The organism is Streptomyces sp. NPDC003393 (assembly GCF_053589015.1).
Window position 1 is genome coordinate 26,694 of the sequence record NZ_JBSFRB010000008.1, and the last position, 15,218, is coordinate 41,911.

The following is a 15,218-nucleotide window of genomic DNA, read 5'->3' on the forward strand; positions in this document are numbered from 1 at the left end:
TCACAGCGGCAGCACCAGCAGGGTGTCGATCCGGGAGCTGTCGCAGACGACGATCCGCTGCTTGATCAGGGCCCTGCCGTCCTCGAAGACGTACTCGTCGAGGTAGCGGCCGCTGGCGAACACCTCGGCCGGTCCGTTGCCGGTGATGCGGAGGACGAGGAACGAGGTCTCGCTCCTCGCCCCGGTCTCGTTCTCCTCCAGCACGAAGGGCTGTCCGAGCATGTGCCGGTAGGCGTGCGGCTCGTAGATGTTGGCCTCCTTCAGTGCGGAGACCCGGTCCTTGAGCATCGCCTTGTTGTTCGCCCAGATGATCCCCGCCGGCAGGCCGCGACGGTGGTTGTCGGCGGTGGTGACCTTGTAGAAGGCGTCGTCGGTGAAGAACTCCGGCCAGTCGTCGATCAGTCCGTCGTCGATGGTGTGCACATAGCGCCCCTGGGCACGGCTGATCAGATTGTGCGCGTACATCAGGCATGCGCTCCCTCGTCCGCACCGTCGGCAAAGCCCATCGCCTCGCGGTAGACCTTCCAGAAGCCGCGGATCGAAGCCTCAGTGACCCGGCTCTCGCTGGAGGTCGCCTGGTCACCGCCCATCTGGACGGTTGCGAACTCGTTGCCCGCCCCGGCGATGCCACGCTGCACGAAGCCGCCGATGGCGCCGTCTTCCATGGAGACGTAGCCGGCCGGACCGACCAGGTTGGACTGCTTGAGCCGGATCAGCTGTTGCTCTTCGGTGTCGTCCTCGAAGCCGAGGTACGTCCAGTGCAGGTCGGTCGAGTCGACTCCGGTCGGGAGCACCTGGCGTACGGCGACGGAATTCTGGATCTGCTGGAGGACGAAGCCGGGCGAGACGGACAGGATCTGCAGCGTGATGTCGTCCCCGACCTCGCTGAAACCGTCGACCAGCGACGGGTCCTGGAGTTGGTACTCGGAGTCGGAGCGGATCTTCTGATCCTTGTAGTGCTCCCCGGCAGATTCTGCCTCTCGGTTGATGGCCGACCAGCTCACGTGGTGGCCGCCGTTCTCCGAGACGATGATGCCGCCCTTCTGGTTCAGCTTGTTGAGCCCGAAGGTGGTGAAGAACAGGTGCAGGATGCTGGCGTGGTAGGAGTCCTTGACGTTCTCCATGTACAGCTTCCAGTTGTTCGGCAAGGTCTGAGTGAACCGGCCCAGCACCACCGGCTTGCGGCCGCCGAGAACCCGCTCGATCCGGTCGAGGACCTCCTGGCCCAGGTATTCGTCGATGTCGGGGACGTCGTTGTCCAGGCTGCCGAACACCAGACCGTGCACACTGGCCAGCCGCAGACGCCGCGGACTGTGAGCGGCCTTGCAGAACTCCGGCGGCATGCCGCCCTTGCCGTTGATGCCCTCTTCGAAGGCGACACCGGTGAGGTCGCCCTGCAGGTTGTACGTCCAGGCGTGGTACACGCAGGTGAAGTCCTTGGCGTGACCGTAGTGCTCCATGGCGATCAGCGAGCCTCGATGTGCGCACCGGTTCTCGAAGGCGTAGATCTGGCCGTCGTGGTCGCGGGTCACGAGCACCGGCTGCTCGCCGATGAAAGTGGCGCAGAAGTCGCCCGGCTCGGCCAACTCGGCCTCGAGGCAGAGGTAGTTCCATGTCGGCCCGTGGAATATCCGCTCCTGCTCGGCCCGGTAGACGTCCTCGGCCTGGAAGACCCAGTACGGCACCTCGGTCAAAAGCTCGGGCCAGCTGCGCTCCGAGACCGCGTCCGGTACCGGTGCACCCGCCTCGGTGGTCCGTGCGCTCATGCGTATACCTCCAGCAGTGCTTGACAGCTCTCGTTCGGTATGCGAACATCTGTATGCTTTCCGAACGCACGGCCAGTAGATTTGCCGGCGGTCACATCTGTCAATAGGGGGAACCGATGACTGTTGAAGGCATGGCAGGGCTCGCCAAAGGTCTGGCGATCCTCGAGGCTTTCGGGGACGGCGTGCCGCGACTCACCATCAGCGACGCGGCGCGGGCCACCGGCCTGAGCCGGGCAACGGCACGCCGCTGCCTGAACACCCTCACCGAGCTGGGCTACGTCACCTTCGACGGGAAGTTCTTCGCACCCACGCCTCGCATGCTGCGCATCGGCACCACCTACAGCGAGTCCGCTGTGCTTCCCCGGCTCGCCCAGCCGCACCTCGCGGCCATCCGCGACGCGATCGACGAGTCCGCCTCGCTGGCCGTGCGCTACGACAACAGCTCACTGTTCATCGCACGCAGTGAGGGCACCCGGATCATCGACAACGGCATACGTGTCGGAGCACGACTCCCCCTCTACGCCTCCTCCACCGGACAGGTCCTGCTCGGCGGCCTCGATCCGACCGAGCTGGCCGACTACCTGGCCGCCGCTCCCTTTCCCGCACGCACCCCGAAGACCCCCACCACAGCCGCCGAAGTCGAAGAGCGCGTCCAGGCCGCGCGCACCTCGGGCATGGCGATCAACGTCGAGGAACTCGAAGTCGGGTTGCTCTCCGTCGCCGTCCCGGTCCGCGATCCGGGCGGTCAGCTGGTCGCCGCCATTTCCGTCAGCACCTCGAGCTCCCGTGTGACCGTCGAGGAACTCTGCGACCGGGTTGCTCCCGTCATGCAGCAGCACGCGGCAGCGCTCGGGCGTCAGTTGTAGGAGAACTCGCACGCCCCACCTGACCGACACCCCGAAGCCATTCGTCGAAGCGGAACAAGCTCGGTAAGAAGTCACTGCTCCCGGGCGCTGACTTCTGAGGAGTTGCACAGAGCTGACGGCAGAGACGCACGCATGCGTGCCGGTGTCCGCTCGCCCCGGCACGTACCGCAACGACGAAGGAGACGGGTGCATGCCGCTCGAAGGTGAGTACGAGCCGAGCCCGGAGCAGTGGGTGCGCGATCAGGTGGAGTTGTACGAGAGTTCCGCCGGGTCCAAGGGGAACACCTCACCCGACATCGGACTGCCCGTCGTCATCCTGACGACCCGGGGCGCGAAGAGTGGAAGGATCCGCAAGACGCCGCTGATGCGAGTGGCCCACCGGGGCATGTACGCGGTGGTCGCCTCACAGGGCGGTGCACCGAAGCATCCGTTCTGGTACTTCAACATCAAGGCCGATCCGCATGTCGAGCTGCAGGACGGCCTCGTCAAGCAGGACATGCGAGCGCGCGAGGTCACCGGAGCGGAGAAGGCCCAGTGGTGGGAACGGGCGGTCGCCGCGTACCCGCCGTACGCGGAGTATCAGCGCAGGACCGAGCGGGAGATTCCGGTGTTCGTACTGGAGCCGGCAAGCCCGAGTGCGAACTGACCTGGTTCGGCATGTGTCTCGGACGGCCCGGCACCGTGCTCACGGTGCCGGGCCGTCCGGTGGGTGGAGCGGCTCGTCAGCCCTGGCGGGCCTTGAAACGCCGATCCTTCTTGTTGATCAGGAAGGTCTTGCCCCGGCGGCGCACCACCTGGGCGCCGGGCCTGTCCTTCAACGAGCGCAGCGACGTGCGTACCTTCATCACCAATCTCCCTCGGTCGCAGGCCGGCGGACGGGGGGCGCGGTCAGCGGCGGGTCGTGGCGGTGCCGTAGCGCCGCTCGAAGCGCTCCACGCGTCCCGCGGTGTCCACGACGCGGGAGCCACCGGTGTAGAACGGGTGGCCGGCCGACGAAATCTCGACGTCGACCACGGGGTGGGTGACGCCGTCCTCCCACTCGATGGTGTGCTCGGTGTCGATGGTGGAGCGGGTGAGCAGCTGGAAGCCGGTCGCGCGGTCGCGGAAGACGACGGGACGAGAGATGGGGTGGATGCCGTGCCTCACGGGGGTGTCCTTCCTCAGGGGCCTTCGTCGCCGGGCAACGGCGACGGACTTCGTCACGCTTCGCGGAAGAGGACGTGCTCGCCGGCGACCGGGTCGTACTTGCGCAGGACCAGTCGGCCGGGGTCGCTCGAGCGGTTCTTGCGGGTCACGTAGGTGACTCCGGTACCTGCCGTCGACGTCAGCCGGACGACCGGCCGCGCGGTACTGCGTGCCATGGGAGGCTCCTTCCGTCCCCGTGTATTGACGGGAACATGTCATGCATGTGGTCCAACACGGTCGGCGTTCGCCGTATTCCGGCGCGGCCCATCCGGTGGGCGGGATGCAAGGTGTGATCGTGGAGGGCGGTCGCCTACGCGGCGAAAGGCTCTGCGGGGCTTCAGCCGGACGATCGTCCCCGCAGGCAATAGGTGAGGCCCGGGGACACTGTCCCCTCCACGGTCACATCGCCTGCAACACGTCCCCCCTCACGGTTGTTCCCGCCCTGACGGCACGCTCACGCACCCTTCTCCGGAACCTGGGCTGCCCGCTCTGCGGGCCTCACACTGACGCCGCTCGTGTACCGGGTGGACGTCGGACGGCGTCGATGAGGTGACAGGCCGCGAGCGCCGGTGGCCGGCTCGGCCCCGCGCTCCGGTGGGCCCAGGACGGGGTGCGGGGCGGCTCCCGACCAGGGCGCGTGGTGTGGGAGCCGCCCGTGCCATGCGTCCTGTCAGCACACGGCACTACGACGCTAGAGCTCACAGATCGGCTTCGCTCGCCCGAGCGCGTCGCCCGGGTGAGCGGTCGCGGCTCCTCCCGCCCGGTCGGCCGTAGAGGGAGCGACTTGTCCGGATCGACGACGACCGGCCGAGGGCCGGCGCCGCCGGGGTCGCCCCGGATGCCGGCCTCGTCATCGGCCTGCGCCGAACGCGGCAGCGCTGACGAAGATCACGCAGCCGACGCACGGTACGCCCGCCCGGCGCGGCGGCCCCGCCTGCGGGCTTGTGGCTCGCAGGCGGGGCCTGTGTGGTCGTGCTCAGGGCTCAGGCGCAGGTGCCCGCCGGGTGGTTGCGGGTCACCAGGTCCGTGTCGGTCGTGGTGGTGTCCATCCACAGCACGCGGCTGCCGGTGTCGGCCGCCGCGTTGGACTGCTGGCCGACGCCGCAGGAGACGCGGCCGAGCGGAGCGCCGTCCGGGGTGAACTGGTAGAGCTTGGACAAGGAGTCGTTGGGGTCGTCGAAGACCTGGCCCCACGAGGGGTAGACGGTCAGGGTGACCGCGGTGTCCGTGGCGGCGAGGCCGTAGGCCGGTGTGGCCAGGTCGCTCTTCTCCGGGATGACGTCGCTGACCACGGGAGCGTCAGGGCCCTCCAGGCGCGCCCGGCGCAGGGTCGTCTGGTCCTGGTCGGTGTAGTCGGTGTCGATGAGCCAGTACACGTCCGAGGAGGTCATGACCGGGTTGCTGATCCACTCCGGCTGTGAGGGCGTGCCCAGGACCGTTGTCGTGCCGGCCGCGATGTCGTACATCTCGACCTGCACCCCGTACTTTCCGTCGATCAGCCCGTCGTGGATGTACGCGATGCGTCCGTTGCGCACGGCCGGCCGGGAGGACTGGTTGTAGTCGCGGTCCATCGGCACCTGCTGGGGGGTGGTGGCATCGCCCTTGAGGTAGTAGACCCGCAGCAGTCCGCTTGCCGGGTCCCGGTGGGACCAGGCCACGGTGTCGCCGTCGACGCTCACGCCGGTGACCTCGGAGGGGGCGCTGAACAGGGTCTTCGGCTTTCCGCCGTGCACCGGTGCCGACATGATGTCGTACGTGTGGGACCACGGGTCGTCGGGGACGTTGCCGACCGCCACCCAGACGACGCGCTTGCCGTCGGTGACCGCGCTCATGTGGCTGCGGCCGTCGGCCGGGGAGACGCGGCGCGGCTTGCCCTTGCCGTCGATGCGGCCCACCCACACCGCGTACGGGTCGACGCCGTCGGGGCTGGACTTCGGCACCGCCCACCATCCGCCGCCGGCGCTGGGCGCGTTGCCGCTGCCGACGTACTGCGGCAGTGTGCCGAGCCTGCCCAGCAGCACGTCGCTGTCCAGGCCGAGGTTCTTCTCCCAGCCCGCGACGATGCCGTGGGCGTCGAAGGCACCCTTGACGACGTCCAGGCGGCTGCCCTTGACGCCGAGCGACCTGGCCGCGGCGACGACCGCGTCCCGGCCCTCCTCGAAGCCGTCGAGCGGGGTGATGTAGGAGGTCAGCGCCCGGTAGACGATCTTGTCGGCCAGCGTGCCGCCGAGGCTCTCGCGGATGTCCCACAGCGCGCCGCTGAATATCGTGGAGTTGAGGTGCACGCCGCCGTTGTCGCCGGTCGCGCCGAGCGGCATGCCGAGGAAGTGCGCCGTGGTGGCGCCGTCGTTGAGGTCGCGGAACGCGCACTCCTGCGGCGTGCGGGTGCGGCACAGGTCGCCGCCGATCAGGCCCGCGTCCGGGTCGTTCATCGGCGTGTGGTTGACCGTGACGTCGATGACGTTGCCGAAGTAGTCGGCGATCGCCTCGTTCATGGCGCCGGACTGGCCGGAGTAGACGAGGTTCGCGGTGTGCTCGACCACGCCGTGGGTCATCTCGTGGCCCACCACGTCGAGGTCGGAGGCGAGCGAGCGGTACTCGTCGTCGCCGGTGCCGTACACCATCTTGGTGTGGTCCCAGAAGGCGTTGACGAACGGGCTGCCGAAATCCGTCACGCCGACCAGGGAGTTGATGGCCATGCCCTGGCCGTCGAGGCTGTTGCGGTGGAAGGTGCCGCGGTAGAACTCGTACACCTTGCCCGCCGCCCAGTGCGCGTCGACGGCGCCGGAGCCGGTCAGGTCGGAACCGAGCTGCCGGGTGGGCGAGGTGAACGGCACGACGGTGTCGGGCCACTGGCCGGAGACGTCCTGGTACCAGACGCTGGAGGCGTCCCAGGTCTGGATGGCATTGTGCTGCCGGGTGTCGGCCATGTGCGCGGTGTCGCGCAGCAGGTACGTACCGGCGGCGTCCTTGGTGAGGTTCAGCGTCACGGTGGAGCCGTTGAGCAGGGTGCCGGTTCCGGTGACGCTCGCCGACCCGGCTGCCCCGGCCCCGGACCGGTCGGTCCTGTTCTGCTTGGCCTGCGTGCCACCCGGGCGGGCGCCGGCGGTCTGTCCCGGGGTCTGTCCGGGCGCGGCGAAGGTGGGCAGTCCGCCGGACTCGAACAGCGCCGTGCCGGAGGCGGCGTCGACGTACACCTCCTGCACGACCGGTGCGCCGGTGACCGGGTCGGTGCCCCGCACGGTGACATGGCGGGCCAGGACTCCCTTGCCCGTGGGCAGGATCGTCAGCCCGCGGTCGACGCCCGACAGGGCGGCCGAACCGCTCCTGGCGTGACTGGGGAGGTAGCCGCCCCTGGCCAGCGCGCTCCGTACGTGCTGTACCGCATCGTCCACGGCGCTCTCGGCCGGGGCGGTCTTCTGGTCGGTGTCGACGTCGAGGCCGGTGAAGTAGGAACCGGAGGTGCCGGTGACGGTCCGTTTGCCGTTCTTGTGGGTCATGCGCACCACGTACTGGGCGCCCAGCACGGGCACTCCGCGGTACTTCTGGTCCAGACGCACCGTCTCGCCGCCGTCGGCGTCCACCGTCACGGCGTCCGCGACCAGGTCCCGGTCGGGGGAAGGGATGTGGTAGCGGTCCTTGTGGCCCGCCAGATGGGTACGGGCCGCGGTCGCCGCCGGCACGGACGCGTCCGCCGCGTCGGCCAGGCCGTCCACCAGGGCGGGCGTGTCCGTCGCCCGTCCTGCGGCATCACTGCCCACCACCGGTGGCACGGCCGCATGCGCGGAGGTGGCGCCGGCGGCCAGGAGGACCGTCGCAGCGAGCAGGGCGACCGGACCGGTGTGACCGGGTCTGCGGACGAGCCGTTGTCGTATGGGTGATGCCATGGACAGGTGCCTCCGACGGCCCGGCGCAGCCCGGGCCCGGTAGTGGGGTGTCAGGTGAGCGGCGCGCCGTCGCGCCTGCGGCTTGCTGCACCTTCCCTGTCACACGCACACCGTGACAAGGAGAAGTCCGAGGCGGGTACGTGCAGTTGCACAGGTGTGAAAGCGGCACCTTCAACCGGGGCGCGTCAGGCGGACACGTGCCGGCTGCTCCGCCTCGTCGGAAGATCGGTCCGTCCTATGACGGTGTATCGATCGGTCATCGCGCCGTGATGACGGCTCCCGCGGCTTTCGGAAAGCGGGCGGGAAGAGGGTGGGGACCGGTCACCGGGCAGCTGTCTGCCGGGCGAGGAAGTCGAGCAGAACGGTGTTGAACTGTTCGGGTTGCTCGGCGCCGGGCAGATGCCCGGCTTCGTCGATGACCCTCAGCTCCGCATGCGGGACGTGGCGCTGGATCTCCTGGGCCTCGCTGAGCGGCGTGAAGACGTCGTCGGCTCCGACGACGATCAGGACGGGGGCGTCGACACCGGTGAGGGTGGGGCGGTAGTCCGGCCGTTCCGCGCGGCCGCGCAGTGCGGCGGCGGCCCCGCGTGGATCGGTGGAACGCATCATGCCCAGCACCTGCTCGGCGACCTGCGGCAGTGCGGTGACGTTGTAGGCGGCGAGCATTTTGTCGATGACCTCGCGGGCGTATCCGTCCATGCCCTCGGCCAGCAGGCGGTCGGCCAGCCGATTGCGGAAGGCCTTGCCGTCCTCGGTCTCCGCCGGTGCCGACGTGTCGGACAGGATCAGCGCCCGTACGCGCGAACCGTGCCGGCGCTGGAACTCCATGGTGATCTGCCCGCCCATCGACACCCCGCCGATCACGGTCTGCTCGATGCCCAGATGGTCCAGGAGCGCTGCGATGTCATCGGCGAAGTCGGACAGGTACACCGTGCCCGCGGTGACGTCGCTGTCGCCGTAGCCGCGCAGATCAGGCGCGATCACCCGGTAGCCCGCGCCCGTCAGCGCGGTGACCTGCGGAGCCCACAGCGAACGGTTGAAAGGGTGACCATGGACCAGGACGACGGCAGCCCCGCGGGAGGGACCGACGTCGTCGTAGTGAAGTACGGCGCCACGAACCGTTGTCCAGGTCATGGGCCGGCACTCTACTTCGTGGTCACCCGGCCTACAGGGCGATCTTGGATCGTGGGACAGCCCGAGACGGGGCCGGGGCGCGGTCGTTGAAGCTGCGCCGTCGTGAAGTGGCTGGTCCACGGTGGTGTGACGCCCTTTTCGGGCGGCTCGTACGGGTCGCGGGCGGCAGTCCGGGGTGCAGATCGTCTGGCAGGGCGGGTGCGCCGATGAGTTCACCGTCCTCGCACGGTCTACCCGGCGACACGACCGTTCCCGACAGGAGAGCCATGTCCACCATCCAGCCAGTGATCATCACTGCCGACCAGGAAGTCCTGCGCGGCTTCTACACGCAGCTGTTCGGCGCCGAGGAGATCTTCCGGGTACCGGCGCAAGGCCCGGCCTTCTACCTCGGTCTGCGCATCGGCGACACCGACCTCGGGCTGGTGGCCGAGACGAAGGCGGGGACCGGGGCGGCACCGCGGATCCTGCTCAGCATCGGTGTCGACGACGTCGAGGAGACGCTCGGCCGGGTGACGGCGCTGGGCGGCTCGGTCCGCAGCGGCCCCAACGACATGCCGTGGGGACAGCGCGTCGCCCATATCCAGGACCCCGACGGCAACCCTGTGAACCTCACCCAGCCGATCCCGGCCCGGTGACGCTGTTGTGGGGTGAGACGCATCGGCGGCCTGGCTCGGCGAGCGCGCCGGCCGGCCGCATCCGGGCACGGGCGGCGGTGCACGGGTGCGGGCGGCGGTGCACGGGTGCGGGCGGCGGTGCACGGGTGCGGTCCGGGCCGCGGGCGCGGGCTCGTCCTCGCCGAGCCGACCGCCGATGCCGCGGCTGCCCGCCCAGGCGGTGAGCCGCGGCGCGGTGACGGCCAGGACGCTGTCGCCGGGCCGGCCGGCTCAGCTGGGCCCGGACGCGCAGTCGAGGGCTGGGAGGTCCACGGCGTCGGCCATGGCCTGCATGCCCTTGTCGTTGGGGTGCAGGTGGTCGCCGCCGTCGAAGAACGGCAGGATGCGCTCGTGGTCGTAGGGGCTGCGCAGCACGCGGTCGAAATCGGTGACCGCGTCGAAGGCCCCGCTGTCCCTGACGAACGCGTTCACGTCCCGGCGCACGGCCTCCGCCGCCGGGTCCCACTCGGACCAGCCCTTGAAGGGGCCGATCGTGGCTCCCACGACGCACTTCCCGGCCGCGTGGGCACGTTCGGCGATCTTCTCGTATCCGGCGATCATGTCCTGGGCGGTCACGCCGGTATGGGCCTTGATGTCGTTGACGCCCTCGAACACGAACACCGTGCGCACGCCGGGGTGGGACAGCACGTCCCGGTCGAGCCGGTTCAGCGCGCTCTGCCCGGCACCGTCGGCCAGCACCTTGTTGCCGGAGATGCCCTCGTTGGCCACCCCCTTCACCGTCGTGGTGGTGGACTTCTGCAGCCGGCGGGAGAGGTAGTCCGGCCAGCGGCGGTTGAGGTCCGTGCTGGACTGCCAGCCGTCGGTGATGGAGTCGCCGAGCGCCACCACGGCTCCTGTGCCGGAGGAGGCCCGGACGGTCACCGCGTCCAGGTAGAACCAGGAGCCGATGGTGTTGTCCCAGTTCTCCGCGCTCTCCTGCGCGGTGTGGTCGCCCTGGGAGGTGTACGACGTCTGCATGGCCATGCCGTGCCCGGTGGCCGGACCTGCCGCGTCGGGACTGTGCACGCTGATCACCAGGTCGGTCTGCGCGGGCACCCGGCCCGGCAGCGGGTCGCTGGAGACAGTCGCCCCGGCCGGCACGGTGACGGATCGCGCTCCGTGGAAGGTCAGCCTCCGGTTGGTGCCGTGCACCAGTTCGGCGCCGGCGGCCTGGACGCCGGCGTAGACGCTGTCGAACGTCACGGGTCGGTCCCCGAAGGCGTTGGACAGACGGATGCGCAGGCCGCCGCCACCGACGCTGGTGTGGACCACGAGCCGGTATCCGCGGTCCGGCACGCCCTCCCCCAAGCGGTCGGCACTGGCTGCCCAGGTGATGACCTCACGCCCGGTGGGTGCGGTCCGGGCCGTCGCGGGGGCGGCCGGTACAAACAGGGCGGCGAGAGCGAGAGCGGCCAGGGCAGGCATCCGGCTCCGGCGGGGCCTCATCGGGTGAACCCCTTCAGCGTGACCGACTCGCCCGGCGCCAGCGTCACCGTCCGCGACACCCCGCCGAACTCCACGGTGGTGGTACGGCCGCCGACGCTGCGCAGCCGTACCCGTGTCGGTGTGCCCTCGCGCCATTGCAGGTCCATGACGAACCCGCCGCGCACCGGGACGCCGTCGAGGGAGCCGGAGGCGGCCCAGGCGTCGGGCAGCGCCGGGAGGAGCTGGATGTGTCCGGGGCGGGAGTACAGCAGCATCTCGATCATCGCCGCCGGTGTGCCGAGGTTGGCGTCGATCTGGAAGATCCCGCGGCCCTGCTCGACCTGGTAGATGTCGAAGAGGTTGAAGGCGGTGCCGTTGCTGCCGTCGGTGGAGGGGCGGAGGTTGTTGGTGACCAGCTGGTAGGCCTTGTCGGCGTTCTTCAGCCGGGCCCAGCACAGGGCGCGCCAGGCGTTCGCCCAGCCGAAGCTCTCCGTTCCGCGGGCGGTGAGCAGCGCGGTGGCGCCGTCGACGATGTCCTTCGGGGTGGAGCCGTCCGGGCGGATGCGGTCGCCGGGGAAGAGGCCGACGAGCGGGGACAGGTGGCGGTGGGTGGTCTCGCCGAGGTTGTCGGGTGACATCCACTCCTCCAGCCAGCCCGTCTTTTCGCTCACCTGCGGCAGGTACAGCTTCTCGCGCAGAGCGGCGATGGTGTGCGCGTAGTCGGCGTCCCTGTGCAACACCGCCGCCGCTTCCGTGTAGTTGCCGAAGAGCGCCCACACCAGTTCCTGGGCGTAGGTGATGCCCTTGGCGTCCAGCGGGCCGTGTTCGGGCGACCAGTCGCTGTCGGCGAGGAGGACCTCGTGTGAGGTGCCCGGCAGGGTGGTGGGCAGCAGCCTGGCTTCCCAGAACTGGCAGGCGCCCTTGAGCAGCGGGTAGATCCTGGCCAGGTACTGACGTGACTGGGTGTACTCGTAGTGCTCGTACAGGCTGTTGCTCAGCCAGGCGTTGCCGGCGGGGTGCCACCACCAGCCGCCTCCGCCCCAGGGGTTGGTGGAGATCGCGACCGTCCAGCCGGCGATCTTGCCGGTGGAGTTGCGGTAGCGGTTGCGCGGGTCGTTGAACAGGCGGTGGGTGAGGTCGGTCCAGGAGGGCAGCTGGGCGAGGCAGTAGTCGGTGAAGGCGTCGAAGCATGCGGACAGGCCTGCCCGGTCGGCCATCCAGTAGTTCATCTGGATGTTGATGTCGGTGTGGTAGTCGCCCATCCAGTCGGGGTCGTTGCCGTCCAGCCACAGGCCCTGCAGTCCGAGGGGCAGGCTGCCTCGTGAGCCGGAGATCATCAGGTAGCGGCCGTACTGGAGGTAGGCCGCTTCGAGTTCCGGGTCGGGTACGCCGTCGCGGGCCCGTGCCCGCAGGCGCTCCCAGGTGTCCAGCGAGCGCTGGGCGTGGGTGGACGTGCCGAGCGTGAGACCGAGCTGCTCGTACAGGGGGCGGTGGTCGGCGACGTGGGTGCCCAGCAGTGTGTCGGCCGGATGGCGTGCGGCGGCGGCCGCCTTGCGGCGGGCGAGTTCCTCGGGGTCGAGCAAGGGGTCGCGGTAGTGGGTGCTCGCATGGGGCGTGTAGTTCGTGCCGCCGCTGAGGACCACGGTGAGGTCGGTGCAGCCGGTGAACTCGATGTGAGACCCGTGGACCCGGATCCGGCCGCCGCTGCCGTGGGCCTTGATCGCCGCACCGTAGCGCAGGCCGTTGGGGAGTACGGCTGCGAAGGACTCGGCGCTCGTGGGTTTTTCGCCGTGTGTGCCTTCCAGGGTGATGGTGCCTGTGTAGCGGCCGCCGCCGCTGTGGGTGAAGTGCAGGACGATCGCGTCGTCGGGGCGGCTGGCGAAGATCTGCCGGCGGTAGGTGACGCCGGCGTGGACGTAGGTGCTGGTGACCAGGCCCTGGGCGAGGTCGAGGGTGCGGCGGTATCCGTTGACGGCGGACAGGTCGTGCTCGGGTATGTCCACCGTCAGCCGGGCGAGCAGGGTGAGGGACCCGAAGTCGGTGCGGCCGTAGGGGAACTGGCCGTCGGCGTCGAGGGTGTCGTTGAGGCCGCCGGTCCACATCGTGGCGTCGGTGATCAGCAGCAGTTCGCGGCCGGGGTCGTTGCTCGCCAGGGCGCCGAGGCGTCCGTTGCCGACGGGCAGGCCCTGTTCGATCAGGGAGTGGGCGTCGCCGGGCGCCTGCCACCACAGCTGGTCGCGTGGGGAGGTGGGCGGGGGTGCGGTGGTGGGGCGCCGGGGTGCGGCGGAGGCGGTGAACGCGGGCAGGCCGGCCAGCGCTGTGGTCAGGCCGGCCGTCGCGGCGAGTGAGAGCAGGGTTCTTCTGCTGGGGTGGTGCGGGCGGGGGTTCATGGCGGCTCCGGAAGTCTGGGCCGGGGCCCGGCCCCCTCGGGCCGGGCCCGCGGCGGGGGTCAGGAGGACTTCGGTACGTCGATCCGGTCGATGTCCGGGGCGTAGCCGGAACCGCTGTCGAAGGTGATGGTGTTGGTCCCGGCCTTGAGGGTCACCGGGATGGAGACGGTGTTGACGGTCGCCCAGTCGCCGGTGGAGGGGAACGTGTGGCTGACGGCGCCGTTGCCGTTGGCCGAGACGGCGGCCGACCGGGCGTCACCGCTGACGTAGGCGACCTTGATCTGGTAGGTGCCGGCCTTGTCGACGTGGACGTCGTTGATGGTCAGCTTGCCGCCCTGGTAGAGGTTGCCGACCTTCTTGCCGTCGGAGCAGGCCGGGCAGTCGGCGACGGAGGCGTTGCCCGAGAGGGTGTTGGTGGTGGACTCGGCCTCGATGCCGGACCAGGTGAGGGGCCGGCCGTGGGGGGTGACCCGGAACAGGCGGGATCCGTGGGCGGGCAGGGCCTGGGTGACCTTGTCGGTGTAGGTGCCGAGGTTCTCGTGGTTCCACAGGTCGCGGAGCTTGGCCTTGCCGGTGAAGCCGAGGGTGGACCAGTGCGCGGTCACCGGGGCGGGCTTGTCGGCGAGGTTGAACAGGGCGACGGTGTAGGTGCCGTCGGGGTTCTTCGCGGCCCACACCTGCTGCGGGTCGGTTGCGGTGACGGGCGCGGCGGGCGGGGCATCGCCCTGGTCGACGGCGATGACCTCGGTGTTGGTCAGCAGGGACAGGCCGTAGGAGTCCAGCTTGGTGAGGTCGTCGCCGGTGTACAGCGGGGACTTGGCGATGGCCCAGAGGGTGGCGTAGGTCTGCCGCTCGGCCTTGGTCAGGCCGTCCATCTCGCCGTTGCCGATGTCGAGGGAGTCGAGGTCGTTCCAGCCGCCGGGGCCGGCGTGGCGGGTCCAGGCGGGGGCGTCGTCGAAGCGGTCGTCGACGGAGTTCTCCCAGCTGACGAGGGTGTTGCAGTAGCACTCGACGTCGGTGTCGATGCGCCAGCCGTTGGAGTACTTCTTCCAGTCGGCGACATGTCCGTAGTCCAGGGACCAGGAGATCTCGAGGTGGATGGGACGGCCGGTGGCGGCTATGGCCTGCTGCCAGGCGGCGACGTCGGCAACGTTGTCGTACTGTTCGCCGCTCTTGCCCGAGCCGGGGCCGACGCCGTCGAGCTTGAGGAAGTCGTAGCCCCAGTCGGCCAGCAGCTGGGCCTGGGAGTCCACGTACTTCTGGGTGCAGGGCTTGGAGAAGTCGAGCTTGTAGGAGCTGTCCCAGCCGTTGGTGGTGCGCAGGTCGTCGTGGACGATGTCGGCGGTGGTGCAGCCGTCGGCGTTCCAGATCGGTGTCCTGCCCTCGCCGTACGCCTCCTTCTCCAGGCCGACGGGCAGGTAGATGCCGGCCTTGAGGCCCTTGGCGTGGATGTGGTCGGCGACCGCTTTCATGCCGCGGGGGAAGCGGACGGGGTCGGCCTGCTGCCGTGCGTACGGGTCGAACTCGGGCTTCCAGGTCGTATCGCGCCACCAGCCCGCGTCGATGTTGACGTAGGTGTAGCCGTACTTCTTCAGTTTCGCGGCGAGGGCGTCGGTCTGCTTGAGGACGTTGGCCTCGGTGAGGTAGCTGTAGTCGCCGTCCGGGTTCAGGCCGGGGTACTTCGAGGACTGCATGCTCCAGCTCGACCAGCCCATGTACGGCTTGGCGGCGAGGGCGGTGCTGTGCGCGGGGTCCTGGGCCCCGGCCGGGGTGGCGCTCTGGGCGCGGGCCGCCGGGGCGGCGGCGGCCGTGCCCGCGGCGAGGGCCAGGACCACCAGTGTTCTCAGGGCGCGTGCGGGCAGGGTGGAGTACGAGGATGACCGCATGGGTCGGACCTCCTGGGATGGTTTCG

Annotated in this window: 13 protein-coding genes; 3 read left to right on the forward strand and 10 right to left on the reverse strand. The window is 69.8% G+C overall.

From position 1 onward, the window contains the following. Both ACWDUZ_RS10765 and ACWDUZ_RS10770 read right to left on the reverse strand, forming a co-directional pair. Complete coding sequence (locus ACWDUZ_RS10765) at window positions 1-465, reverse strand: aromatic-ring-hydroxylating dioxygenase subunit beta (RefSeq protein WP_451631464.1); 465 nt, start codon at window positions 463-465, stop codon at window positions 1-3. Further along, window positions 465-1,766: a Rieske 2Fe-2S domain-containing protein gene (locus ACWDUZ_RS10770; protein ID WP_451631465.1), complete on the reverse strand. Its 1,302-nt coding sequence runs from the start codon at window positions 1,764-1,766 to the stop codon at window positions 465-467. Before ACWDUZ_RS10770 ends, ACWDUZ_RS10765 begins: the two co-directional genes overlap by 1 nt. A 116-nt stretch (window positions 1,767-1,882) precedes the next feature. On the opposite strand from ACWDUZ_RS10770, the gene ACWDUZ_RS10775 reads away from it, so the two are divergent. Next, window positions 1,883-2,632, forward strand: a complete 750-nt coding sequence (locus ACWDUZ_RS10775) for an IclR family transcriptional regulator domain-containing protein (protein ID WP_451631466.1) — start codon at window positions 1,883-1,885, stop codon at window positions 2,630-2,632. Between the two features lie 190 nt (window positions 2,633-2,822). Next, window positions 2,823-3,278, forward strand: coding sequence for a nitroreductase family deazaflavin-dependent oxidoreductase (locus ACWDUZ_RS10780; RefSeq protein WP_451631467.1), 456 nt, complete (start codon window positions 2,823-2,825; stop codon window positions 3,276-3,278). 76 nt (window positions 3,279-3,354) lie between these two features. Here the strand turns inward: ACWDUZ_RS10780 and ykgO are convergent, their stop codons facing one another. The 5 genes from ykgO to ACWDUZ_RS10805 form a co-directional block, all read right to left on the reverse strand. After that, window positions 3,355-3,477, reverse strand: a complete 123-nt coding sequence (ykgO, locus tag ACWDUZ_RS10785) for a type B 50S ribosomal protein L36 (protein WP_451631468.1) — start codon at window positions 3,475-3,477, stop codon at window positions 3,355-3,357. A gap of 43 nt (window positions 3,478-3,520) precedes the next feature. Further along, window positions 3,521-3,778, reverse strand: a complete 258-nt coding sequence (locus ACWDUZ_RS10790) for a type B 50S ribosomal protein L31 (RefSeq protein WP_451631469.1) — start codon at window positions 3,776-3,778, stop codon at window positions 3,521-3,523. A gap of 53 nt (window positions 3,779-3,831) precedes the next feature. Then, on the reverse strand, window positions 3,832-3,993 hold the full coding sequence (gene rpmG / locus ACWDUZ_RS10795; protein WP_451631470.1) for a 50S ribosomal protein L33: 162 nt from the start codon (window positions 3,991-3,993) through the stop codon (window positions 3,832-3,834). Between the two features lie 807 nt (window positions 3,994-4,800). Beyond that, a complete protein-coding gene (locus ACWDUZ_RS10800; RefSeq protein ID WP_451631471.1) occupies window positions 4,801-7,704 on the reverse strand; it encodes a M4 family metallopeptidase in 2,904 nt (967 codons plus the stop codon). Window positions 7,705-8,025: 321 nt separating this feature from the next. Then, window positions 8,026-8,838 (reverse strand): alpha/beta fold hydrolase, encoded by an 813-nt coding sequence (locus tag ACWDUZ_RS10805; protein WP_451631472.1) that lies wholly within the window; start codon window positions 8,836-8,838, stop codon window positions 8,026-8,028. A gap of 266 nt (window positions 8,839-9,104) precedes the next feature. Here ACWDUZ_RS10805 and ACWDUZ_RS10810 point away from each other — a divergent pair, with 266 nt between their 5' ends. Next, window positions 9,105-9,473, forward strand: coding sequence for a VOC family protein (locus ACWDUZ_RS10810; protein WP_451631473.1), 369 nt, complete (start codon window positions 9,105-9,107; stop codon window positions 9,471-9,473). Between the two features lie 249 nt (window positions 9,474-9,722). On the opposite strand, the gene ACWDUZ_RS10815 is transcribed toward ACWDUZ_RS10810, so the two are convergent. The 3 genes from ACWDUZ_RS10815 to ACWDUZ_RS10825 are packed head-to-tail and all read right to left on the reverse strand — an operon-like array spanning window position 9,723 to window position 15,192. Next, the gene (locus tag ACWDUZ_RS10815) at window positions 9,723-10,937 is read right to left on the reverse strand and encodes an SGNH/GDSL hydrolase family protein (protein ID WP_451631474.1); all 1,215 of its coding nucleotides are present in this window, start codon (window positions 10,935-10,937) and stop codon (window positions 9,723-9,725) included. Then, the gene (locus tag ACWDUZ_RS10820; protein WP_451631475.1) at window positions 10,934-13,306 is read right to left on the reverse strand and encodes a glycosyl hydrolase family 95 catalytic domain-containing protein; all 2,373 of its coding nucleotides are present in this window, start codon (window positions 13,304-13,306) and stop codon (window positions 10,934-10,936) included. Before ACWDUZ_RS10820 ends, ACWDUZ_RS10815 begins: the two co-directional genes overlap by 4 nt. Before the next feature lie 59 nt (window positions 13,307-13,365). Then, on the reverse strand, window positions 13,366-15,192 hold the full coding sequence (locus ACWDUZ_RS10825; RefSeq protein ID WP_451631476.1) for an alpha-galactosidase D: 1,827 nt from the start codon (window positions 15,190-15,192) through the stop codon (window positions 13,366-13,368). Window positions 15,193-15,218 lie beyond the last annotated feature (26 nt).